The sequence below is a fragment of the Streptomyces sp. NPDC090032 genome (assembly GCF_044748025.1).
In the GTDB taxonomy this organism is placed as follows: Bacteria; Actinomycetota; Actinomycetes; order Streptomycetales; family Streptomycetaceae; genus Streptomyces.
Genome location: NZ_JBIVFF010000002.1, coordinates 340,778 through 364,122, shown reverse-complemented (window position 1 = coordinate 364,122; position 23,345 = coordinate 340,778). Strand labels below are relative to the sequence as shown.

Annotated in this window: 20 protein-coding genes and 3 riboswitches; of the genes, 5 read left to right on the top strand and 15 right to left on the bottom strand. The window is 69.9% G+C overall.

Features of this window, described 5'->3' with window-relative positions; all coding sequences use genetic code 11:
• Positions 1–179: 179 nt before the first annotated feature.
• The 8 genes from ACIPWY_RS05375 to ACIPWY_RS05340 all read right to left on the bottom strand — a co-directional run bounded on the left by ACIPWY_RS05375 (position 180) and on the right by ACIPWY_RS05340 (position 11,365).
• Entirely contained in the window at positions 180–2,726 is a 2,547-nt protein-coding gene (locus tag ACIPWY_RS05375; RefSeq protein ID WP_393698559.1) for an ATP-binding protein, read from the bottom strand.
• Between the two features lie 76 nt (positions 2,727–2,802).
• Positions 2,803–3,486, bottom strand: a complete 684-nt coding sequence (locus ACIPWY_RS05370) for a response regulator (RefSeq protein WP_362900713.1) — start codon at positions 3,484–3,486, stop codon at positions 2,803–2,805.
• A 123-nt stretch (positions 3,487–3,609) separates the two neighbouring features.
• Entirely contained in the window at positions 3,610–4,317 is a 708-nt protein-coding gene (locus tag ACIPWY_RS05365; RefSeq protein WP_393698557.1) for a potassium-transporting ATPase subunit C, read from the bottom strand.
• A 5-nt stretch (positions 4,318–4,322) separates the two neighbouring features.
• Positions 4,323–6,473, bottom strand: coding sequence for a potassium-transporting ATPase subunit KdpB (gene kdpB, locus ACIPWY_RS05360; RefSeq protein ID WP_362900717.1), 2,151 nt, complete (start codon positions 6,471–6,473; stop codon positions 4,323–4,325).
• A complete protein-coding gene (gene kdpA, locus ACIPWY_RS05355) occupies positions 6,470–8,134 on the bottom strand; it encodes a potassium-transporting ATPase subunit KdpA (protein WP_362900719.1) in 1,665 nt (554 codons plus the stop codon). Before kdpA ends, kdpB begins: the two co-directional genes overlap by 4 nt.
• Positions 8,135–8,142: 8 nt before the next feature.
• Entirely contained in the window at positions 8,143–8,232 is a 90-nt protein-coding gene (gene kdpF, locus ACIPWY_RS05350) for a K(+)-transporting ATPase subunit F (protein ID WP_037659531.1), read from the bottom strand.
• A gap of 295 nt (positions 8,233–8,527) precedes the next feature.
• Positions 8,528–10,369 carry an APC family permease gene (locus ACIPWY_RS05345; RefSeq protein ID WP_393698553.1) on the bottom strand — a complete coding sequence of 614 codons (1,842 nt, stop codon included), beginning with the start codon at positions 10,367–10,369 and terminating at the stop codon, positions 8,528–8,530.
• 243 nt (positions 10,370–10,612) lie between these two features.
• The gene (locus ACIPWY_RS05340; RefSeq protein WP_393698551.1) at positions 10,613–11,365 is read right to left on the bottom strand and encodes a DUF4118 domain-containing protein; all 753 of its coding nucleotides are present in this window, start codon (positions 11,363–11,365) and stop codon (positions 10,613–10,615) included.
• Between the two features lie 318 nt (positions 11,366–11,683).
• On the opposite strand from ACIPWY_RS05340, the gene ACIPWY_RS05335 reads away from it, so the two are divergent.
• Together ACIPWY_RS05335 and ACIPWY_RS05330 are read left to right on the top strand one after the other, a co-directional pair.
• Entirely contained in the window at positions 11,684–13,636 is a 1,953-nt protein-coding gene (locus ACIPWY_RS05335) for an amino acid transporter (RefSeq protein WP_393698549.1), read from the top strand.
• A 98-nt stretch (positions 13,637–13,734) separates the two neighbouring features.
• Complete coding sequence (locus ACIPWY_RS05330) at positions 13,735–14,319, top strand: hypothetical protein (protein WP_362900727.1); 585 nt, start codon at positions 13,735–13,737, stop codon at positions 14,317–14,319.
• A gap of 39 nt (positions 14,320–14,358) precedes the next feature.
• On the opposite strand, the gene ACIPWY_RS05325 is transcribed toward ACIPWY_RS05330, so the two are convergent.
• Positions 14,359–15,324 (bottom strand): pirin family protein, encoded by a 966-nt coding sequence (locus tag ACIPWY_RS05325; protein WP_362900729.1) that lies wholly within the window; start codon positions 15,322–15,324, stop codon positions 14,359–14,361.
• Between the two features lie 121 nt (positions 15,325–15,445).
• On the opposite strand from ACIPWY_RS05325, the gene ACIPWY_RS05320 reads away from it, so the two are divergent.
• The 3 genes from ACIPWY_RS05320 to ACIPWY_RS05310 all read left to right on the top strand — a co-directional run bounded on the left by ACIPWY_RS05320 (position 15,446) and on the right by ACIPWY_RS05310 (position 17,880).
• Entirely contained in the window at positions 15,446–15,799 is a 354-nt protein-coding gene (locus tag ACIPWY_RS05320) for a tetratricopeptide repeat protein (protein WP_362900731.1), read from the top strand.
• 219 nt (positions 15,800–16,018) lie between these two features.
• A complete protein-coding gene (locus tag ACIPWY_RS05315; RefSeq protein WP_362900733.1) occupies positions 16,019–17,203 on the top strand; it encodes a methyltransferase in 1,185 nt (394 codons plus the stop codon).
• An 86-nt stretch (positions 17,204–17,289) separates the two neighbouring features.
• Positions 17,290–17,880, top strand: a complete 591-nt coding sequence (locus ACIPWY_RS05310) for a histidine phosphatase family protein (RefSeq protein ID WP_362900735.1) — start codon at positions 17,290–17,292, stop codon at positions 17,878–17,880.
• Between the two features lie 32 nt (positions 17,881–17,912).
• Here the strand turns inward: ACIPWY_RS05310 and ACIPWY_RS05305 are convergent, their stop codons facing one another.
• The 6 genes from ACIPWY_RS05305 to ACIPWY_RS05280 form a co-directional block, all read right to left on the bottom strand.
• The gene (locus ACIPWY_RS05305; protein WP_393698545.1) at positions 17,913–18,305 is read right to left on the bottom strand and encodes a hypothetical protein; all 393 of its coding nucleotides are present in this window, start codon (positions 18,303–18,305) and stop codon (positions 17,913–17,915) included.
• A gap of 104 nt (positions 18,306–18,409) precedes the next feature.
• On the bottom strand, positions 18,410–19,168 hold the full coding sequence (locus ACIPWY_RS05300; protein WP_362900739.1) for a CbtA family protein: 759 nt from the start codon (positions 19,166–19,168) through the stop codon (positions 18,410–18,412).
• A gap of 20 nt (positions 19,169–19,188) precedes the next feature.
• Positions 19,189–19,410, bottom strand: a complete 222-nt coding sequence (locus ACIPWY_RS05295) for a CbtB-domain containing protein (RefSeq protein WP_362900741.1) — start codon at positions 19,408–19,410, stop codon at positions 19,189–19,191.
• A gap of 62 nt (positions 19,411–19,472) precedes the next feature.
• Positions 19,473–19,555, bottom strand: a riboswitch (cobalamin riboswitch).
• Positions 19,556–19,684: 129 nt separating this feature from the next.
• A complete protein-coding gene (locus ACIPWY_RS05290; protein WP_393698542.1) occupies positions 19,685–20,539 on the bottom strand; it encodes an ABC transporter ATP-binding protein in 855 nt (284 codons plus the stop codon).
• Entirely contained in the window at positions 20,536–21,597 is a 1,062-nt protein-coding gene (locus tag ACIPWY_RS05285) for an iron chelate uptake ABC transporter family permease subunit (protein WP_362900745.1), read from the bottom strand. Before ACIPWY_RS05285 ends, ACIPWY_RS05290 begins: the two co-directional genes overlap by 4 nt.
• Complete coding sequence (locus ACIPWY_RS05280; protein WP_393698999.1) at positions 21,594–22,586, bottom strand: ABC transporter substrate-binding protein; 993 nt, start codon at positions 22,584–22,586, stop codon at positions 21,594–21,596. The genes ACIPWY_RS05285 and ACIPWY_RS05280 overlap by 4 nt, the downstream gene beginning before the upstream one ends.
• A gap of 145 nt (positions 22,587–22,731) precedes the next feature.
• Positions 22,732–22,934: riboswitch (cobalamin riboswitch) on the bottom strand.
• Positions 22,935–23,082: 148 nt separating this feature from the next.
• Positions 23,083–23,237, top strand: a riboswitch (cobalamin riboswitch).
• Positions 23,238–23,345: the final 108 nt, after the last annotated feature.

Sequence of the window (23,345 nt, the reverse complement as noted above, 5' to 3'; positions counted from 1 at the left end):
GGGGGACCTCGCGGTGCAGGGTGCAGGGTGCAGCGGGATGAATCCCGTTCGAGGTCAGTGTGACCGGGCCCCCACGGCGGGGCGCGTCAAGGCCGCACGCCGCGGCGGTGAGTCGCGTGCCAGGTCGCGCCGTCGGGGCCATTCGGCCGATGCAGCCGATATGCCCGGGCCCTGAGCGGCTACGAGGTGGCGGTCGCCGGAAGGTCGGGGCGGGCCGGCTCGAGGCCGGTCGCGGTCGGCAGGGTGAGAACCATGGTGAGGCCGCCGCCCGGGGTGTCCTCGGCGCTCAGCGTGCCGCCCATCGCCTCGGCGAAGCCGCGGGCGACCGCGAGGCCGAGGCCGACGCCCGCCCCGCCGGGAGCGTCGCCGTAGCGCTGGAAGGGCTCGAACATACGGTCCTTGGCCTCGTCGGGGACGCCGGGGCCGCGGTCCACCACCCGTACCTCCACCCGGTCGGCGATGGCGCTCGCGGACACCAGGATCCGCTCGCCGGAAGGGCTGTACTTGACCGCGTTCTCCACCAGGTTGGCGACGGAGCGCTCGAGCAGGCCCGGGTCGACGGTGACCATCGGCAGGCTCTCCGGGATCTCCAGCTCCACGCTGCCCTCGGGAACCCCGCCGAGCGCCATCGGCACCACCTCGTCGAGGTCGATCTCGCGGATCAGCGGCGTGACCGTGCCGGTCTGCAGCCGGGACATGTCCAGGAGGTTGCCCACCAGGTGGTCGAGCCGGTCGGCACCGTCCTCGATGCCTTCGAGCAGTTCCGCATGGTCCTCCTCGGACCAGGCCACGTCGTCGGACCTCAGTGAGGAGACCGCTGCCTTGATGCCGGCCAGTGGCGTCCGCAGGTCGTGGCTGACGGCCGCCAGCAGCGCGGTGCGGATGCGGTTGCCCTCGGCCAGCGTGCGGGACCGGTCGGCCTCGGACCGCAGTCGCCGACGGTCAAGGACCACCGCGGCCTGGGCGGCGAACGCGGCCAGGACCCGCCGGTCCTCCGCCGGCAGCACTCGCCCGGACAGCGCCAGCGCCATGCGGTCGCCGACCGGCATGTCGACATCCGCGTCCTCCGGACGTCCGACCACCGTTCCCGTACCCACGCTGCCCGCGCAGGTCCACGGCTCCACGTCGCCGGCCCGCTCCAGCAGCGCCACCGACTCCATCCCGAAGGTCTCCCGGACCCGTTCGAGCAGGGCTTCAAGGCTGGTTTCGCCGCGCAGCACACTGCCCGCGAGGAAGGAGAGGATCTCCGACTCGGCGCGCAGCCGCGCCGCCTGATGAGTGCGCCGGGCCGCGAGGTCCACCACGGAGGCCACCGACACCGCGACGCCGACGAAGATCACGATCGCGACGATGTTCTTGGGGTCGGCGATCGTCAGGGTGTGGACGGGCGGAGTGAAGAACCAGTTCAGCAGCAGGGAACCCACGAGCGCCGACGCCAGCGCCGGGTAGAGCCCGCCCAGCAGGGCCGCGGCCACCGTCAGCGCGAGGAACAGCAACATGTCGTTGGCCAGGCCGACTTCGGGGGCGAGACCGGTGAGCAGCAGCGTGAGGAGGGCGGGACCGGCCACACCGGCCAGCCAGCCCAGGACGACCCGGGACCGGCCGAGGCGTGCGGTCCGGGCGACCGGCAGTCCGCGCCCCTTTCCCGCCTCGTCGTGCGTGATCAGGTGGACGTCCAGGTCGGGGCCCGATTCCCGGGCGACGGTGGCGCCGACACCCGGCCCGAAGACGTACTGCCAGCCCTTGCGACGGGACACCCCCAGGACGATCTGGGTGGCGTTGACGCCGCGCGCGAAGTCCAGGAGCGCGGTCGGGATGTCGTCCCCGATGACGTGGTGGAAGGTTCCGCCCAGGTCCTCCACGAGGGTCCGCTGGACCACGAGTTCCTTCGGTGACGCGGAGGTCAGCCCGTCACTGCGGGCGATGTAGACGGCCAGTACCTCACCGCCCGCACCCTTCTCCGCGAGCCGCGCGGCACGGCGGATCAGCGTGCGGCCCTCGGGACCACCCGTCAGTCCCACGACGATCCGCTCGCGCGAGCCCCAGATCTTCGAGACCTGGTGCTCGCTGCGGTACTCGGTCAGATAGGCGTCGACCCGGTCCGCCACCCACAACAGGGCCAGCTCGCGCAGCGCGGTCAGGTTGCCGGGCCGGAAGTAGTTCGACAGCGCCGCGTCGACCTTGTCGGACTTGTAGATGTTGCCGTGGGCCATCCGGCGGCGGAGCGCGGGCGGCGACATGTCGACCAGTTCGATCTGGTCGGCCCGCCGCACGACCTCGTCAGGGACGGTCTCGCGCTGCCGGATGCCGGTGATCGACTCGACGACGTCGCCGAGCGACTCCAGGTGCTGGATGTTGACCGTCGAGATGACGTCGATGCCGGCCGCGAGCAGTTCCTCGACGTCCTGCCAGCGCTTGGCGTTGCGCGAGCCCGGGATGTTCGTGTGCGCGAGTTCGTCGACCAGGGCCACCCGGGGATGCCTGGCGAGTACCGCGTCGACGTCCATCTCGGTGAAGACGCTGCCGCGGTACGGGAGTTCCTTGCGCACGACCTGTTCCAGGCCGTGCAGCATCACCTCGGTGCGCGGACGGTCGTGGTGCTCCACGAAGCCGACCACGCAGTCGGTCCCCCGCTCGACGCGACGATGCGCCTCGGAGAGCATCGCGTACGTCTTGCCGACGCCGGGTGCCGCACCGAGGTAAATCCGAAGCTTGCCGCGTGCCATCTTCTCGTCTCTACGTCTCTACGTCTCTGCGGGCGGAGGCTGTGGGAGTGCTGGGGCCGGGTGACGAAAGCTCGCTTCAGCTCTCGAAGCGGTATCCCATGCCGGGCTCGGTGATGAGGTAGCGCGGGTGGGCCGGGTCCGTCTCCAGCTTTCGCCGCAGCTGGGCCATGTAGACGCGCAGATAGTTGGTCTTGTTGCTCTGGGACGCGCCCCAGACCTCCTGGAGCAGGTGCTTCTGGGTGATGAGCCGCCCTGGGTTGGTGACCAGGATCTCCAGGAGGTGCCATTCGGTCGGGGTGAGGCGTACGTCGCGTCCGCCCCGGCTGGCCTTCTTGGCGAGCAGGTCGATGGAGAACTCGTCGGTCGTGACGAGGACGGTGTCGGGGGCGAGCGGAGCGGCTTCGGTGCGGCGGACGGCCGCGCGCAGGCGGGCGAGCAGTTCGTCCATGCTGAACGGTTTGGTGATGTAGTCGTCAGCGCCCGCATCGAGCGCGGCGACCTTCTCGTCGGATGCGCGGCGGGCGGAGAGCACCAGGATCGGTACCCGGGTCCAGCCGCGCAGGGCCTTGATGACGTCCGTGCCGTCCATGTCGGGCAGGCCCAGGTCGAGTACGACCGCGTCGGGCCGGCGCGCGGCGGCGAGGCGCAGGGCGGTGGCTCCGTCGGGCGCCGGGTCCACTACGTACCGGCGGGCCTGGAGGTTGATCACGAGGGCCCGGACGAGCTGAGGATCGTCCTCCACCACCAGCACCCGGGTCATCGGTGTGTGCCTCTCCTGTTGTACGGGCTGCTGGAGCCCTCGGAACCGGCTTCATGGTTACGGGAGTTGACGGATCGGGGGCGTGCCCCGCCCGCCAACTCCCGCTCGGTGTGCATAAGGCCATCAGCTCTTCGCCACGAGTCCCTTGAGCGCGATGTTGAGTTCGAGGACGTTCACGCGGGGCTCACCAATGAAGCCGAGGATCCGGCTGTCGGTGTGCTCGTCGACCAGCTTCTGCACCTGGGCGACGGGGAGGTGGTTCTTCTCCGCGACGCGGTGGACCTGGAGGCCGGCGTAGTCCGGGGAGATGTCGGGGTCGAGGCCGGAGCCGGAGGAGGTCACCGCGTCGGCGGGGACGTCGGAGAGCTTGACCGTGTAGCCGCCGACCGAGTTGTCCTTGATGACGGCTGCCTTGGCGGCCACCACCTGGGCGCAGAGGGTGCCCTCCTCCGACTTCGCCGTGCACTTCCCGTTGATCGCACCGTTGTCGCCGGACAGGTTGGTGGCGCCCGACAGGATCAGCTTGTACTGGGTGTTGACGCTGTTCTCGCCCAGGCCGTTGGACGGCCGCGGCTGGAACCACTTCAGGTCCGGTTCCGCGGTCTCCTGGCCCTTCTTGAGCGGCAGGTCGTAACGCTGCCCGATGAGCGAGGAGCCCACCACCTTGCCCTCGGACTTGATCTCCGAGCCGTTGGCCTTGCCGTGGAAGAGGGCCTGGGCGACGCCGGTGACGGCGAGGGGGTAGATCACGCCGCAGACGATGGTCAGGACGATCAGGGCCCGCAGGCCGGCCCACAGCAACCGGCCGGTGTTCGTAACCGAGTTGTTCATGGTGATCAGCCGATTCCGGGGATGAGGGAGATGATGAGGTCGATGATCTTGATGCCGATGAACGGGGCCACGAGACCGCCGAGACCGTAGATCCCGAGGTTGCGGCGGAGCAGCTTGTCGGCGCTCACCGGCCGGTACTGGACGCCGCGCAGGGCGAGCGGTACGAGCCCGATGATGATGAGTGCGTTGAAGATGACCGCGGACAGGATCGCGGAGTCGGGCGAGGACAGCTGCATGATGTTGAGCTTGTCCAGGCCCGGGTAGACCGCCGCGAACAGCGCCGGGATGATCGCGAAATATTTCGCGACGTCGTTGGCGATCGAGAACGTCGTCAACGCGCCCCGGGTGATGAGGAGTTGCTTGCCGATCTCGACGATCTCGATGAGCTTGGTCGGGTTGGAGTCGAGGTCGACCATGTTGCCGGCCTCCTTCGCGGCCGACGTGCCCGTGTTCATCGCCACGCCGACGTCCGCCTGCGCGAGCGCGGGGGCGTCGTTGGTGCCGTCACCGGTCATCGCGACGAGCTTGCCGCCCGCCTGCTCCCGCTTGATCAGCGCCATCTTGTCCTCGGGAGTCGCCTCCGCGAGGAAGTCGTCCACGCCCGCCTCGTCCGCGATGGCCTTCGCCGTCAGCGGGTTGTCGCCCGTGATCATGACGGTCTTGATGCCCATGCGGCGCAGCTCGTCGAACCGCTCCCGCATGCCCTCCTTGACGACGTCCTTCAGGTGAATGACGCCCAGGACGCGCGCGCCGTCGGCGTCGTCCACCGCCACGAGCAGCGGTGTGCCACCCGCTTCGGAGATCCGGCCGGCCAGCGTGTCGGCGTCATCCGAGACGGTGCCGCCCTGTTCCTGGACCCAGGTGATGACCGAACCGGCCGCGCCCTTGCGGATCTTGCGGCCGTCGACGTCGACACCCGACATGCGGGTCTGGGCGGTGAAGGCGATCCACTCGGCACCGGCCAGCTCGCCCTGGTGGCGTTCGCGCAGCCCGTACTTCTCCTTGGCGAGGACCACGATGGAGCGGCCCTCGGGGGTCTCGTCGGCCAGCGAGGACAGCTGCGCCGCGTCCGCGACCTCGGCCTCTCTGGTGCCGCTGACAGGTACGAACTCGGAAGCCTGGCGGTTGCCGAGTGTGATGGTGCCCGTCTTGTCGAGGAGCAGGGTCGACACGTCGCCTGCGGCCTCGACTGCCCTGCCGGACATGGCGAGGACGTTGCGCTGGACGAGGCGGTCCATGCCCGCGATGCCGATCGCGGAGAGCAGTGCGCCGATCGTCGTCGGGATGAGGCAGACGAGGAGGGCCACCAGCACGACCATGCTGAGGTGCTTGCCGGCGTAGTCCGCGAACGGCGGCAGGGTGGCGCAGGCGAGCAGGAAGACGATGGTGAGGGACGCGAGAAGGATGTTGAGAGCGATCTCGTTGGGGGTCTTCTGGCGGGCCGCGCCCTCGACCAGGGCGATCATCCGGTCGATGAACGTCTCACCGGGCTTCGTCGTGATCTTGATGACGATGCGGTCGGAGAGGACCTTCGTGCCGCCGGTGACCGCACTGCGGTCACCGCCCGACTCCCGGATGACGGGCGCAGACTCACCCGTGATCGCCGACTCGTCGACGCTCGCGACACCCTCGACGACGTCACCGTCGCCGGGGATGATGTCGCCCGCCTCGCACACCACGAGGTCACCGATGGTCAGGGCCGTGCCCGGCACCTGCTCCTCGCCGGTGCCGTCCTTCGACAGCCGGCGCGCGACGGTGTCGGTCTTGGCCTTGCGCAGGGTGTCCGCCTGTGCCTTGCCGCGGCCCTCGGCCACCGCCTCCGCGAGGTTCGCGAAGATCACGGTGAGCCAGAGCCAGGCGCTGATCGCCCAGCCGAACCAGTCGGACGGGTCCTTGAAGGAGAACACGGTCGTCAGGACCGAACCGACGAGCACCACGAACATCACGGGCGACTTGACCATGACGCGCGGGTCGAGCTTGCGGCAGGCGTCCGGCAGCGACTTCAGCAGTTGCTTCGGGTCGAAAAGACCCGCGCCGACACGTCCGTCGTCCTTGTGACCTGAAGGCACGTCGCTGTGCGGCGCCCGGGTCGGAGTGGCAGTGGACATCGCGTCCTCGTCGTTTTCTTTACGGGTCTTCGCTGTACGAGCGGTCATGACGCCAGTCCTTCCGCGAGCGGGCCGAGGGCCAGGGCGGGGAAGTACGTCAGACCGGTGATGATCAGGATCGTGCCGACGAGCAGCCCGGTGAACAGGGGCTTCTCGGTGCGCAGGGTGCCGGCCGTGGCGGGGACGGGCTTCTGTTCGGCGAGCGACCCGGCCAGCGCGAGGACGAACACCATCGGCAGGAAGCGGCCGAGCAGCATCGCGAGCCCGATCGTGGTGTTGAACCACTGCGTGTCCGCGCTCAGACCGGCGAACGCCGAGCCGTTGTTGTTGGCGCCCGACGTGAACGCGTAAAGGATCTCCGAGAAGCCGTGCGCGCCCGAGTTGAGCATCGAGTTCGGCGGAGTCGGCAGGGCCATCGAGACCGCCGTGAACACCAGGACGAGCGCGGGGGTGATGAGGATGTAGCAGGCCGCGAACTTGATCTCGCGGGTGCCGATCTTCTTGCCCAGGTACTCCGGCGTACGGCCGACCATCAGACCGGCGATGAACACCGCGATGATCGCCATGATCAGCATGCCGTAGAGCCCGGAACCGGTACCACCAGGTGCGATCTCGCCGAGCTGCATGCCGAGCATCGTGATGCCGCCGCCGAACCCGGTGAACGAGGAGTGGAAGGAGTCCACCGCACCGGTCGACGTCAGGGTGGTCGCCACCGCGAAGATCGACGAGCCGCCGACCCCGAAGCGGTTCTCCTTGCCCTCCATCGCCCCGCCCGCGACATCGAACGCCGGGGCGCCGTGGTGGAACTCGGTCCACATCATCAGGGCCGTGAACCCGATCCAGATCGTCACCATGGTCGCGAGGATCGCGTAGCCCTGCTTGATCGAGCCGACCATGCGACCGAAGGTGCGCGTCAGAGCGAACGGGATGATCAGGATCAGGAAGATCTCGAAGAGGTTCGTGAACCCGTTGGGGTTCTCGAAGGGGTGGGCACTGTTGGCGTTGAAGTAACCGCCACCGTTCGTACCCAGCTCCTTGATCGCCTCCTGCGAGGCGACCGCGCCGCCGTTCCACTGCTGCGAGCCGCCCATGAACTGGCCGACCTCGTGGATCCCGGCGAAGTTCTGGATCGCGCCGCACGCCACGAGGACGATCGCGCCGATCACCGAGATCGGGATCAGGATGCGGACCGTGCCGCGCACCAGGTCGGACCAGAAGTTGCCCAGCTCACCGGTACGGGAGCGGGCGAAGCCGCGCACGAGGGCGACGGCCACCGCGATACCGACGGCCGCGGAGACGAAGTTCTGGACCGCGAGACCGGCCGTCTGGACGACATGGCCCATGGCCTGCTCGCCGTAGTACGACTGCCAGTTGGTGTTCGACACGAACGACGCGGCCGTGTTGAACGCCTGGTCCGGATCGATGGACGAAAAGCCGAGCGAGCCGGGCAGCGAGCCCTGAAGACGCTGGAGCAGATAGAGGAACAGCACGCTCACGGCCGAGAAGGCCAGCACACCGCGGAGGTACGCCATCCAGCGCATCTCGGTGTTCGGGTTGGCGCCGATGCCCTTGTAGATCCACTTCTCGACGCGCAGGTGCTTGTCGGAGGAGTAGACCTTGGCCATGTAGTCGCCGAGGGGACGGTAGGCGAGTGCCAGTGCCGCTATCAGGGCCAGCAGCTGGAGCACGCCGGCAAGGACGGGACTCATATCGCTTCTCAGAACCTCTCCGGAAAGATCAGGGCGAGGACGAGATAGCCCAGCAGGGCGACGGCCACGATCAGGCCGACGATGTTTTCGGCAGTCACAGCTTCGTCACCCCCTTGGCGACCAGCGCCACCAGCGCGAACACCGCGATCGTGGTGACAACGAAGGCCAGGTCGGCCATCGTGAGCTCCTAGATGAGGTTCGGATTTGAACGGACGACTAGAGGAAACCGCCTCTCTGGCCGAATTCGAGCGCCGTTGACGCCTCCCTTACGGGAGCACGTACGCCTTTGACGGAACTCTTACGGTCAGCACATCTGTCTGCAGAACCAGCCCTCCATCCGCGTGAATACTCCGATGGCCACACCGGTGAGGTGCGGGCCATCGGAGTGGGGCGTCAGGAGATGCGGAACCGAAGTCTGCAGATCACCGCGTCCGTGTCCTTCCGCACGGCGTGGGCGACGACCGCGCCCCGCTGGTTCTGCAGCAGCCGCTGCCACAGCCGGTCGGGCTCGACCTCGGCGATCAGCACGGTCACCCGGGTGCCGGTCTCGGCGGCAGCCGTCTCACCCACGTACGCGGCGATCGGGCGGCCCAGGGCGCGACGCCGCGAGGTGAGCTGGATCAGTGGCACCCCGGGGTTCCACAGGGCCCAGTCGCGCGCCAGGGCCTCGGTCTGCGCGCGGTCCTCGGCGTCCGGGTGGCAGACGGTCACCGCGCGCACCTCGTCGCCGAGTGAGGCGGCCGTGTTGAGCGCCTCGCAGGTCAGGCGCGACAGGTTCGACACCGGCACGACGACGACGGAGCGGTCGCGGTGCGGCGGCTCGGGGATGCGCCCGAGACCCAGCCGTTCGCCGATCCGCCCGTACGCCCGGTGCACCGTCTCGAAGGCCGCGACCAGCAGCGGCAGCGCGATCACGATCAGCCAGGCGCCGTCCTCGAACTTGGTGGCGGTCACGACGACCGCGGAGACACCGGTGAGCACCGCTCCGAAGCCGTTCAGGACCGCCTTGCCCTGCCAGTTCCTCCCCCGCCGCTGACGCCAGTGCCGGACCATGCCGACCTGGGCGATCGTGAACCCGATGAAGACGCCGATCGCGAAGAGCGGCACGAGGGTGTTGGTGTCACCGCCGGAGAAGACCAGGAGGGCGGCCGAGACGGCGGCCAGGGTCAGGACTCCGTGCCGGTGGACCTGGCGGTCGGCCTTCAGCGCGAAGACGTGCGGGAGGTAGTTGTCGCGGGCCAGCAGCTTCAGCAGGACCGGAAGTCCGCCGAAGGAGGTGTTCGCGGACAGCGCCAGCAGGATCATCGTCGCGAACTGGATGACGTAGAAAGCCCAGTTGTGGCCCAGTGAGGCGTCCGCGAGTTGTGCGAGGACGGTGACACCCTCGACCGGCTGGAGGTGGAAGCGCGAGATCAGGACCGACAGGCCGATCAGCATCACGCCGAGTACGGCGCCGAGGGCGACCTCCGCGCGCTGGGCCCGGCGCACGCGCGGGACGCGGAAGGACGGCACGGCGTTGGCGAGGGCCTCGACGCCGGTCAGGGCACTGCACCCGGACGCGAAGGCCTTCATCAGAAGCAGGGCGCCGACCGTGGTGGCGTTGTCCGCGAGCGCGGAGGCGTGGCCCTCGGCGGCCGCCGTGCTGACGGGAGCGGACCGGAAGAGACCGACGGCGATGAGCGCCAGGATTGAGAGGACGAACACCGCCGTCGGCACGATGAAGGCGCGCGCCGACTCGACGATGCCGCGCAGGTTCACGCCCGTGATCAGGACGAGCACGACGAGACACATCCACAGTCGGTCGTCGTACAACTCCGGAAAGGCCGAGGTCAAAGCGGCCACACCGGCCGTGACGGCCACCGCCACATTGAGCACGTAGTCCAGGACCAGCGATGCCGCGGCCACCAGGCTCGTACGGGCGCCCAGGTGCGTCCTGGCGACGGCGTACGAGCCGCCGCCGTCCGGGAACGCGGCGATCACCTGCCGGTACGAGGCCACGAGCACCGCGAGCAGTCCGGCTATCGCGAGCGTGACGGGCAGGGTGAAACCGAGCCCGTGTGCCCCCGCGGCGGCCAGCACCAGAACGATCGCCTCGGGTCCGTAGGCCACCGACGCCATCGCGTCGAGGGACAGGGCGGCCAGACCGGTCACGGCGGTGAGCCGGTGGCGCTCGCCGGTATCCGGGGGTTCCTCAACGGCAGAGGCGGCGCCGGACTCGGCGGTCAGGACAGACATGGGGCACGTGCTCCTTAAGAGGTGAACGGCCCACGCACACAGGGGCGCTACGCGGGTGCCACCACGTTCTGTCCTCTCACCGCTCGCTCCGACGATTCCTTGCGGCTTCTTCGCGCCTGAGTCCAGGACCTTGACGTCGCCTTGACGTCGCCTTGATGGCCAGGGTGCGTCACGCGACTGCGCGCGGGATCGTTCTGGGGACGGTGCGGCGAGTGCCGCGGGCCGGCCGCCCCCTGCCGCGTGTCAGCCGTCCTGCACCGGTCCTGCCGTGCCGAGGGCCGCGCCGGTCTGGTCGGCGAGGGTCACCGCGACGAGGCGGGCCTGGAGCGGCGGGACGGGTCCCTGACCAGGGGTGAGCATGAAGCGGCCGAGGTAGTGGCCGTTGCCGTAGGTGCGCAGTTCCGTCTCGCCTTCCGGCCAGCCCCTGCTGTCGACGTCCCAGCGCTTGCGGCCGACCGCGACACTGCCGTCCGGCTGCAGACGGGGCGGCTGTCCCATGAGGGTGCCGTATTCGAAGCGGCAGGCGCGCAGGCCGAGCAGTTCGGTGAGCTCGTGGCGGACGTGGTCGACCACCGTGTCCGAGGACTTCGCGGACTGAGCCAGATCGGCCGTCTCGTGGATACGGGCGAGGTAGGCCGCGTCCGTCACCGTGATCACTTCGAGGCGGCGGGCGCGTGCCGCGAGCTGGGACACGATCAGGCCCACGACCAGGAGCAGGACCGCCGTCTCGATGTCGTCCGAAGCGTTGATGTCGAAGGTCTGGTACGGCCTGGTGAGGAAGAAGTCGAACCAGGCGGCCGCCGACAGCGCCGCGAGCGCGCCCGCCGCACGGCTCCCGATGGCGGCGATCGCGACCACCACCACGACAAGGATCAGCGCGTCGTTCGTCTGTGAAAGGTCGGTACGGAAGGGCACGAGCGCGAGCGCCACCAGGAACGGTCCCACGAGGCCCGCCAGCAGGGCGAGCCGGTCACGGAGCCGGTAGCCGGTCATCATGCCGTCACCTCTTGCGTTCGTTGCGGCGGGTCCGGGCCGGGGCCCTCGCACGCCGATTTCAGGGCTCATGCGCCCCCTCATACGCTCTGCGTACCACTGGGTTGCTCCGCCCGCTCGGCGAAGGGCGGGGACAGGACCATGGTCGGCCCGGCACAGCGCGGCCGCCTCGCCGCAAGAGATACGGCGGCGCACCTGTCGCCGTACGTACGACACGTCGTTGCGCAGTCGCTCCTGCTCTCTCGCCCTGCCGATGACGCCACCCCTGGTGACAATGAGCCTGGATCCGCGCGCCGCGCGTCACGTCAGGAGAGCACGCAGATGGCCACCACAGAACACGCCCGCGCAAGTCGCTTGCGCGCGTGGATGCTGGAGGGGCTCTCCGACATGGGCAAGGGCCGCCCGGCCCGGCACCCCGTCAAGCCGGAGCCCGAGCACAAGGGGCAGCGGTGGTGGCGGGTGATGTGCCTGACCGGTGTCGACTACTTCTCGACTCTCGGCTACCAGCCCGGCATCGCCGCCCTGGCCGCCGGGCTGCTGTCTCCGGTCGCCACCATCGTGCTGGTCGTCGTCACCCTGGCGGGTGCACTGCCCGTGTACCGGCGGGTGGCCGAGGAGAGCCCACGCGGCGAGGGCTCGATCGCGATGCTGGAGCGGTTGCTGTCCTTCTGGAAGGGCAAGTTGTTCGTCCTCACCCTGCTGGGCTTCGCCGCCACCGACTTCCTGATCACCATCACTCTTTCGGCCGCCGACGCCTCCACGCACCTGGTCGAGAACCCCCACCTGACCGACGCGCTCCACGACAAGCAGATGCTGATCACGCTGGTGCTGATCGCGCTGCTGGGCGCGGTGTTCCTCAAGGGCTTCCTGGAGGCGATCGGCGTCGCGGTCGTCCTGGTGGGGATCTACCTGGGGCTGAACGTGGTGGTCGTGATCGCCGGTGTCTGGCACGTCTTCACCGCGGAACACGTGATCACCGACTGGGCCAGTGCTCTGACGACCGAGCACGGAAACGCCTTGGCCATGATCGGCGTCGCGCTGCTGGTCTTCCCGAAGCTCGCTCTCGGCCTCTCCGGCTTCGAAACAGGCGTGGCCGTCATGCCACATGTCGAGGGCGACGCCGCCGACACCGAGGAGAAGCCGACGGGCCGTATCCGCGGCACGAAGAAGCTGCTGACCACGGCGGCCGTGATCATGAGTGTGTTCCTGGTCGCGACCAGCTTCATCACGACCGTGCTGATCCCGGAGAAGGAGTTCGAGTCGGGCGGCCAGGCCAACGGCCGCGCACTCGCCTATCTGGCGCACGAGTACCTCGGCAACGCCTTCGGCACGGTCTACGACGTCTCGACGATCGCCATCCTGTGGTTCGCCGGCGCCTCCGCCATGGCCGGGCTGCTCAACCTGATGCCCCGCTACCTGCCGCGGTACGGCATGGCCCCGCACTGGGCCCGCGCCGTGCGCCCCATGGTCATCGTCTTCACTCTCGTCGGGTTCCTGGTCACCTGGATCTTCGACGCCGACGTCGACGCCCAGGGCGGCGCGTACGCCACCGGCGTGCTGGTGCTCATCAGCTCCGCCGCGATCGCCGTGACGATCGCCGCGCGCAAGGCCGGCCAGCGCAATTGGACCATCGGGTTCGCCGTGATCTCGGCGGTCTTCCTCTACACGACCGTGGTGAACGTCATCGAGCGTCCCGACGGTGTGAAGATCGGCGCCTGCTTCATCGCCGGCATCATCCTCGTCTCGCTCCTCTCCCGGCTCGCCCGCGCCTTCGAACTGCGCGTCACCAGCGTGACCCTGGACGACATGGCGGAGCGGTTCGTACGGGACATCGCCAGCCGCCGTATCCGGTTCATCGCCAACGAGCCCGACAACCGCGACAAGGCCGAGTACCGCGAGAAGATCGAGCAGATCCGCCAGGACAACGACGTCCCGTCGCAGGAGGACTTCGTCTTCGTCGAGGTCACCGTCCTCGACCCCTCGGAGTTCGAGTCCGGCCTGACCGTACGCGGGGAGGTCCTGCACGGCCGGTACCGGGTCCTGACTCTCGAGAGCTCGTCCATCCCCAACGCCCTCGCCGCCCTGCTCCTGCACGTGCGCGACACCACCGGCTGCATTCCGCACATCTACTTCGAGTGGACCGAGGGCAACCCCTTGGCCAACTTCCTGCGCTTCTTCCTCTTCGGCCAGGGCGAGGTCGCGCCCGTCACCCGTGAGGTCCTGCGCGAGGTCGAACCCGACAGGGACCGCCGTCCGCGGATCCACGTCGGCTGAACGAAGACTGCCGGACTGAAGACTGCCGGACTCCGGCAGTGCGGCCGGGCCCACCGCGCAGGCATGCTGGTGGCTGTCAACAGAAGAGAGGGGTGTGCGTGGAAGCCACCGCAATTCCCCGCCTGGCGCGAGCCCACATGGGATCGGCCCTGGCGGTGACGGTCCTTCTGCTGCCCTTCGGCGCTTGCGGACTGGCCCGGACCGGGGCGGTGCCCGAAGGGACGCCGGTCGTGCTCGCCCTGCTGTCCGTGATCATCGGCTTCGTCCTCCTGCCTGCCCTGCGCGAGGAACGGGCCCCGTTCCGGCACTCGTCGTCGCATCTGACAGCGCACACCCTGACCGGCCAACGTTCCGTGGACCTGAACCGGATCGCCACCGTCCGGCTGCTGACGACCTTTTCGTACGGCGGCGCGTCGCACACGGTGGTGGTGCGCGACACCCATGGCGTGCGCCTGGGCATCACGACCGAGAGAAGCCGCAGGAAGCTGCGCCGAGCGATCGAGAAGGCGGACGCGAACGCCGCGCGCGGCGTCCCCGCCCCCCGGGTGAGCCGCGCGGCCCGCGCCTACCTGGCCCCTGCCCCGGGGCCAGGCCTCGTCGGCCACACGGTCCTCGCCTTCCTTCTCATGACGGTGTCCGTGAGTCTGTACGTGTGCGTCGTCCTCCGGCTCGGCGGGCAGTGAGCCCACCCTGCCCCCAACGCCCCCTGCGCCAGGGCCGGTTCAGCGCACCCGGCCCCGCGGTTTCAGCGGCACAGGCGGGAGTTCCGGGGCGGGCAGGGCCTCGCCGTCGTAGCCCTTCACCTCTCCGAAGCGATCGCCGTCCATCCAGTCCGAACGCGCCTGAGCGATGTCGTCGTCGGAGCGCCCGATGAAGTTCCACCACATGACCAGTTCCTCGTCGAACGGCTCGCCGCCGAGGAGCATCAGGGACGCGTCCGACCCGGCGCGCAGCGGGAGTTCGGTGCGGCCGCAGCCCAGGTAGAGCATGGAACCGGGCAGGACAGGGACGCCGTCGACGTGGGCATCGCCCGACATGGACAGGACCGCGTACTCGAAGTCCGGTTCGAGGGGGATGCTCAGATCCGCGCCGCGCGTGAGCGTGAGGTCCGCCCCGACGATCGGCGTGTACGTCGTGCCGGGTGACCGTGCCCCGTCGAGTTCGCCGAGGATCAGGGTCGCGCTGAGGCCGGGGGCCGTGACCGTGGGCAGGGCGGCGTGATGCTCGAAGTGGGGGTCGGTGTGGCGGTGGCTGTCCGGCAGGGCGACCCACAGCTGCGCGCCGTGCAGAAAGCGGGCGTGCGGGCGCGGGCTCTCCTCGGAGTGACTGATGGCCCTGCCGGACGTCATGAGTCCCAGTTCGCGGGGCCGGATCGTCTGGAGGCTGCCCGTGGAGTCACGGTGCAGGACCTCCCCCTCGTGCAGCCAGCTCACCGTCTGCAGGCCCATGTGAGGGTGGGGCGGCACCTGCATGCCGGGTTCGTCCGCGATGTCGTCGGGCCCGTAGTGATCGACGAAGGCCCAGGCGCCGACCATGCGGCGGCCGAGATTCGGAAGCAGCCTGCGGACCTCGGTGGACTCGCCGAGCCTCACGCGCCGGGGGGAGAGGAGTTCACGTACCGGCTCCGCCACGACGAAGCCCCGGCCGCCGCACACGGTCGGCACGGCCTCGCGATCAAGATTGCTCATGGCTCACAACCTAGCCCCGCGCAAGCCGTCCCGTCAGGCACGCGTACGGGTGGATCCACACGCTCACCAGGACGGAATATGCGCCGGGTCCGTGCCGTTGACAGCGGTCGAGGAGGCACCAGTGACGAACACGACCAGCTACTACACGCAGGGCACCCCCGCGGAGCGCTGGGAGCGCGCCCGCCAGTTCTTCGACGCCAAGGAGTACACGCTCGCGGCGCAGATCCTCGACGACCTGCTCGCCGAGATCCCCGAGCAGGTGGCGGCGCGGCTGCTGCTCGCCCGCGCGTACTACCACTCGGCCCAGCTGGGCCGCGCCGAGGCCGAGCTGCGCACGGTCGTGGAGCGTGATCCGGTCGAGCACTACGCCCGGCTCATGCTGGGCCGCACCCTGGAGCGCCAGGGCCGTCAAGAGGAGGCCCAAACGCATCTGCGGGTGGCGGCCGCGTTCGCGGGCGACTTCGGCGACGTCTGAGCCGAGGGACTTGGGTGACGCCCGGACCGGAGGGCCGGGGGCGGCACCTCAGCGATAGGGCAGCCGGGCACGGTGTTTCAGCGGCTCGGCCGGGCGCGGCGTTTCAGCGGTACGGCCGGGGAGGGCACGGCGCCCCGGCCGTACGACAGGAGCCGGTCGGGCCCGGTCGGCGCCGCCCCTGCCGCCGCTGATCTGCGGCTCCGCTAGCCTGGCGGGACGATGAGTAACCGTTTCGAGACGTCATGGGGCGAGTTCGACCTCGCCCGCTTCCCTGAGGATCCCCACGACCAGCTGCGCGCGTGGGATGCCGCGGACGAGTACCTGCTGCGGCATCTCGCCGACAGCGCCACCGATCTGTCGGGGCCGGTGGTCGTGATCGGCGACCGGTGGGGCGCCCTCGCCACCGCCCTGGCCGGGCACTGCGACCGGCCGACCGTGATCTCCGACTCGTACCTCGGGCAGCGCGCGACCCGCGCCAATCTCGACCGGGCCGGCTTCGGCGACACCGCGGTACGCCTGCTGACCACCCAGGACACCCCGCCGGAGCGCGTGGACGTCCTGCTCGTACGCGTACCCAAGAGCCTGGCGCTGCTCGAGGACCAGCTGCACCGCATCGCGCCCGCCGTCCACGACGACACCGTGGTGATCGGGACGGGCATGGTCAAGGAGATCCACACCTCGACGCTGAAGCTGTTCGAGCGGATCATCGGCCCGACCCGCACGTCGCTCGCCGAGAAGAAGGCGCGGCTCATCTTCACCACCCCGCTCCCGGCACTCGCGCGACCGCGGAACCCATGGCCGCACACGTACGCCCTGCCCGACGGTGTCGGCCCCGTGTCGGGCCGCACCGTCACCAATCACGCCGGTGTGTTCTGCGCCGAGCGCCTCGACATCGGCACCCGGTTCCTGCTCCAGCACCTGCCCCGGAGCGAGGGCGCCGAGCGCGTCGTGGACCTGGGCTGCGGCAACGGCGTCGTCGGTACGGCGATGGCGCTGGAGAACCCGCGCGCCGAGATCGTCTTCACGGACGAGTCGTTCCAGGCGGTGGCGTCGGCCGAGGCGACCTACCGGGCGAACATCGACCCCTCCGAACACCCCGAGGCGAGGGCGCAGTTCCTCGTGGGCGACGGTCTCGCGGCGCTGCCCGCGGGCAGCGCGGACCTGGTTCTGAACAATCCGCCGTTCCACTCGCACCAGGCGACGACCGCCGCCACGGCCATGCGGATGTTCGCCGACGCGCGGGACGCACTGCGTCCGGGCGGCGAGCTGTGGGTCATCGGCAATCGCCACCTCGGCTACCACGTGAAGCTGCGGCGCCTGTTCGGCAACAGCCAACTCGTCGCCAGCGACCCGAAGTTCGTGGTCCTGCGCGCCGTCAAGAAGGAGCGCGAGCCGCGTTCATAGGCGCGCCGAGCGCCACGAGGGGGACGCGCGGGCATGGGATCGCGCGTCGCCCTGTCGCCCCACACAGCGAGGACAGGACCGAACCCGTGACCAGCCGCGTCACCTTGATCTCAGCCGCGACGAGCCGGTCTCTGCGGGAGGCCCGGTTCGACGACGGGTGTTCGCTGGACGCGAGCGCCGCGGCACGGGCCCGGGCTGCGGCCGGTTCCCTGCCCGCGGCCGAGCGGCTCCTGGTCTCCCCCACGGTGCGCTGCGGGGAGACGGCGACGGCCCTCGGACTCGTCGCCGTCGAAGCCCCGGAGCTGGCCGGGCTCGACGTGGGCCGCTGGCGGGGCCTGACGCTCGACGAGGTGAGCGCCGAGGACCCGGCCGGCATCGCCCGCTGGCTCAGTGACCCGGGCGCCGCGCCACACGGCGGGGAGTCCGTACGTGCCCTGTGCGAACGGGTCGCACGCTGGCTGGACGCTTCGGCGGAGGTCGAAGGCCGGACGCTCGCCGTCGTGGAACCGGAGGTGGTGAGGGCGGTGGCCGTCACGATCCTCGACGCGCCCGGATCGGCGTTCTGGCGGCTCGACGTACCGCCCCTGACCGCCACCGATGCCAGCGGGCGCTCCGGGCGCTGGAACATCCGGCTCGGACGGGCGCTCGGCTCGCCGCAGGACGGCGCCGGGACCTGACCCGGAGCGGACCACCTGCTCACCGCTGCCGCCTACTGGCTCGACGGTGAGCAGCACTCCTCGCCAACTGCCCCCGGCGGACCGCCCGTTGATTCCCGATGCCGCAGCATCAGCGCCGCGAGCGCACACCGCAGGCAGTCGCTGTCCGTCGCTCCCGCGGGTTCGTCCGCCTCACCGTCCGAACCCTCACTCCCCCGCCGGTCCCGCGGACCGTGACACCCGTGCGACGGGCAGCCGACCAGTGACTCGACCTCCCTCAGCAGCTCCTCGCTCTCCTTCACCCGCTGCGCGAGGACTCGTACACGCGCGCTCTGACCGCCGATCTGCCGTCTGCTGGCGATCAGTTGCTCGTACTCCTCCAGGGTCAGCGCGACCGCCTCGCGACCGCCGAGTGTGATGTGCCGCGGTTGGGGGTGTCTGGCCACGCGGGTCTCCGCCCTCGGAAGAAAGCGAGAGGGCCGGCCGGATGGTTCCGGCGGCCCTCTGCGCTTGATCGCCTGTCTGGGTCCGGGCTTGTGGCGCGGTTCTCTCAGTGGGGTACGGGAGTTGCCTTGCCGGACGGGACGGCCTCGGCGCGCGGGGCGAGCTGACGCTGTGCCAACTCACCGAAGATCAGGCCGAATCCGGTCCACAGGGTGAGCTGGATGGCGAGGGCCGAGGTGCGGAACCGCCACAGCAGCGTGGCGGGGAAGTCCTTCGGCACCTCGTTGATGACCGGCAGGAACGCGTACGCGAGCCCGATCGTGAGGATGAAGAACGCGACCGCGGCCACGGTGGCGTACCAGGTGCCCAGGCGGGGAGCGAGCCGTTTCCCGATGATCACCGCCGCGACGGCGAGGAGCACGCTGAGCAGCATCATCAGGAAGTACAGCGTCGTGCGCTTGCTGATGGTGCCGGGATCGCCGACGGACGGCGGGTTGGCGGGGTACTTCAGGAACGGCACGACGTACACGGCGAGCAGGGCCGTGCCGGAGAGCAGGAGTGCCGTGGCCCGGGGTGCGAAGCGGCCGATGCGGCCGAGCGCGAAGCAGTACGCGAGGGCGGCTATGCCGCCGAAGGCGATCCCGTAGAGCAGGATGCCGGTGGCGAGGCCGCCGGTGGACTGCATGCTGCGGCTGACGAGTTCGACCTCGTGGTGGTGCGCGGGAGCGTGGGCCTCCTCGTAGCCGATGGCGCTGTCGACGCTGGGTTCGCCGAGGAGATAGGCGACGACCAGGGCGAGCAGACCGGCACCGAGGCCGGCGAGCATGCCGCGTACGAGGAGGTTTCTCACTGTTGCGGAGTTCATGAGCTTTGCGGCGTCCCTCGTCAGTGGCAGGGGAAGCCGAGCAGGTGGCGGGCGTCGTGCACCCATTCATGAACGCCCTCGCCGGAGACGACGGCCGTGGCGCCCTGTTCGGCGCCGACGAAGTAGAGCAGGACCAGCATCAGGATGCCGAAGAAGGCCGCCCAGGGGGCAATCACCTTCAGGGGCAGCGCTGCGGGAAGAACGGGTGTGGTGGCTGTCGGCTGAGCGACGGTCTGCGCCATGGCAGGGCCTCCTCTGGGAGTTCGCGTCCCATCTCGGTGGTGCACAAGTACGACAGCTGCGGGTCTGACTCGCGAGGTCCTTGCCCGTCCGGGCGAGTAGCTCGTCTCACAGTGGCGCGACCGTGCCGGATTCCCACCGGCTTCCGCGCTGCCATCGTCAATATCGGTCAGACCGTACCGCGTAAGGGGCGCACGGCCAAGACCGGCCCAGGTGCAGTGATCTTGGTCATGGCCGCTGCCAGGAAGCCCTGGCGTGCGGTAAAGCTGCGCCGTCTCAAGGAGCGGACGTTCTCAGGAAGCGGATGTACGGGCGCTCGCCCGGCTCCGCGGCCGGGAGGACGGTCGCGCGCACTCCGTAGACCCTCGCGATGAGCTCTTCGGTGAGTACGTCCGCGGGGGCGCCGGCCGCGGTCACCCGCCCCTCCCGGAGCACGATGAGCTGGTCGCAGTACATGGCGGCCAGATTGAGGTCGTGCAGTGCTATGACGCTGGTGAGCCGGAGTTCGGCGAGCAGGTCGAGGAGGTCCAGCTGGTGCTGGATGTCCAGATGGTTGGTCGGTTCGTCCAGGAGGAGTTCACGCGGCCGCTGCGCGAGGGCCCGGGCGATCTGGACGCGCTGGCGCTCGCCGCCGGAGAGGGTGTGCCAGAGCCGGTGCGCGCGGTCGGTGAGATCGGTGCGGGCGAGCGCGGAACGTACGGCCTCCTCGTCCTGCGCCGACGGCGGCATCCATGCCCTTCGGTGCGGGATGCGGCCCAGACGTACGACATCCTCGACGGTCAACTCGACCTGAGTGTCGGCCTGTTGCTCGACCACGGCGACACGTCGCGCGAACTCCCTGCGGCCGACGGTGCTCAGCGGTGAGCCGTCCAGGGTCACCACTCCGGCCTGGGGGGTGAGGGTGCCCGCGAGGAGCCGCAGGAGTGTCGTCTTGCCCGAGCCGTTGGGTCCGATGAGGCCCGTGATGCCTTCGGGGGCGGGGTGCACGCTCACGCCGTCCAGGATGAGGTGCCCGCCGGCTTCGCGGCGGACGCGCTCGGCCCGCAGCCCGTCGGCGGTGGCTGGGCCGATGGTGGCTGGGCCAGGAGCGGGTGTGCCGGTTGCGGATATGCCGGTAGCGGGCTGGGTCATCTGCGCAGGCTCCGGGTGCGGTACAGGACGAGGACGAAGGCCGGTACGCCGATCAGCGAGGTCACCACGCCGACCGGCACCTCCTGCGGGTCGAGGACCGTGCGGGCGAGGGTGTCCACCCACACGAGGAAGACCGCACCGGCCAGTGCGCTCACCGGCAGCAGCCGTGCGTGGCCCGGGCCGGCCAGGGCCCGCGCCGCGTGCGGCAGGACCAGGCCGACGAAGCCGATCGCACCGGCCGAACTGACCAGTGCCGCCGTGAGCAGGGCGGTCGTGCACAGCAGGACCAGGCGCGTGCGGGCCACGTGCACGCCGAGGGACGCGGCCGCGTCCTGACCGAACGCGAAGGCGTCGAGCGTACGGGCGTGTCCGACGCAGATCACGAGCGCCGCCAGGAGCAGCGCCAGGCACAGGTTGACGTCGCTCCAGCCCGCCCCGCTGAGCGAGCCGAGCAGCCAGAACAGGACGCCGCGCGTCGTCTCGGCGTCCGCCGCCGTCAGTACGACGACGGAAGTGAGTGCGGAGAACAGCTGCATGGCGGCCACGCCGGACAGCACCACGCGGTCGGTGGAGCCGCCGAGGGCCTGGCTGAGCGCCAGGACCAGCGCGAAGGAGAGGACCGCACCGAGGAAGGCGCCGCCCGAGACCGACAGGGCACCGCCGCCGACGCCTAGTACGACGACGAGGACCGCGCCGGTCGAGGCGCCGGAGGAGACGCCGAGGACGAAGGGGTCGGCGAGCGGGTTGCGCAGCAGTGACTGCATCACGGCGCCGCACACCGCGAGTCCCGCGCCGCACACGGCGGCCAGCAGGGTGCGCGGCAGCCGCAGGTTCCACACGATGCCGTCGCGGATGGGGGTCAACCCCGGTTCGCCCAGGCCGAGATGGGAGATCACCGCCGACCAGACATCGGTCATGCCGATGTCGGCGGGGCCGATGGTGATGGCCACGGCCACGGAGGCGATGAGTACCGCGAAGCCCGCCGGCCAGGCGAGCACGCCGCGCACCACATGAAGTCGCCTCCCGGCAGCGGAGGACGGCGCCGCCTCCACGCTCATCCGGCGAGGCCGAACGCCCGCAGCTTCGCGGCGACCTGCTCCACGCCTTCCACCGTACGGATGGTCGGGTTCATGGCCTGCCCGCTGAGCAGCACGTACCGCTTCTTCTTCACCGCGGTCATGTTCCTGGTCACCGCGTTGGACTCGAGGAACTCGATCTTCTTGGCGGCGGATTCGGCGGTCTGTGAACGGCGCGTCAGGTCACCGATGACGAGGACGTCCGGGTCCCGGTCGGCGACCGTCTCCCAGTTGATCTGGGGCCACTCGTCGCGGGTGTCGTCGAAGACGTTCTTCGCTCCGACCTCGCGGGTGATGACGCCGGGGGCTCCGCAACAGCCCGCCATATAAGGGGAGTCGGAGTTGGCGAACCAGTACAGGAGTGTCGTCCGGGAGGCGTCGATGCCGCCGGTGGCCTTCTTCACGCGGGCTTTGAGTGCGGAGACGAGCCGTTCGCCCCGTTCGCGCACATCGAAGACAGCGGCGAGATCGCGGACTTCGCCGTACACCGTTTCCATGCCGAGGGTCTTGGTGCGCGCGCCGTCTCCGCCGCCGCTGTTGTCCTTGCCGGCGCAGTCGGAGGGTGAGAGGTACGCCGGTACACCCAGTTTCGCGAACTGGTCGCGTGGCGCCACTCCGCCCTTGCTCAGCGTGGCGCCGAACGACGCGGCGACGAAGTCCGGCTCGGCGTCCAGGACCTTCTCGAACGACGGGTAGCGGTCGGCGAGCCGCTGGACCTTCGCGTTCTCCTTCTCGAGTCCCTTCATCACAGGGTCGGTCCAGGTTCCGGTGCCGGCCATGCGGTCACCGAGGCCGAGGGCGAGCATGATCTCGGTCGAGCCCTGGTCAAGAGAGACGGCACGCTCGGGCGCCGTCTTCACCTCGACCCGCGCACCACAGTTGTCGAGTACGACGGGATATCCGTCGGCGCCGCCTCGCGCTGCCGGTGTGCCGGCGGATCCGCCGCTGCCGCAGGCGGCCAGAGCGAGCATCCCGGCGAGACAGAGCGCGGCACGGGATATGAGGCGACGCGAGCCATGGGGTGGGGCGGAGTTCGCGAAGAACACGGGGACTTCCTCGATGTCGAGGGCTCATGCGCGGAGCCCGGTCGCACGGTCTCCCCCGCCGCCCCGACCGGAGCCCGCGAAGGCTGCCAGCAGGTCTTCGGACTCGGGATCACGCGGACGAGGCGCCTTCCCGGACCGTGTGCCGTCCAGTGGCCGATGCCCCGCCCGTCACCCTCACCGCTGCGCGTCAGCTCCGGATTCGCACCGGATTCCCTGACACATACCTGTCCGAGCTCCCGCAATGCGGGGCAGACGGGCATGAGTTCGACTGGCCTTGGAAAGCTACCACGGCGTCCCAAAACAGACCGCGGCCCCTTCTCCGAGGGGCGCCGCGGTACGGGACGGGTTCGCGCGGGACCGTCCCGCGTGCGTAGGGTGACCGGTGCAGCTGGTTCGCCCCGTCCGCCAGGCGGGAGCGTCGTAAGAGGGAACCCGGTGGGAATCCGGGACTGCCCCGCAGCGGTGAGCTGGAACGACCGCCGTCACACGCACTGGCCCGATGGATCGGGCTGGGAAGCGACGGCCAGTAGGTGTCCGCCCGACATCGGGGGGACGTGCCCGCGAGTCCGAAGACCTGCCCGTTGCCCGCGCGTGAACCATTCGCGCGCGGATATCCCGGTGACCTCGTGGGCGGGTCGGCGTACACATCGAACGGGCGCGCGTGCCCTGCCGTACGCGACCGCG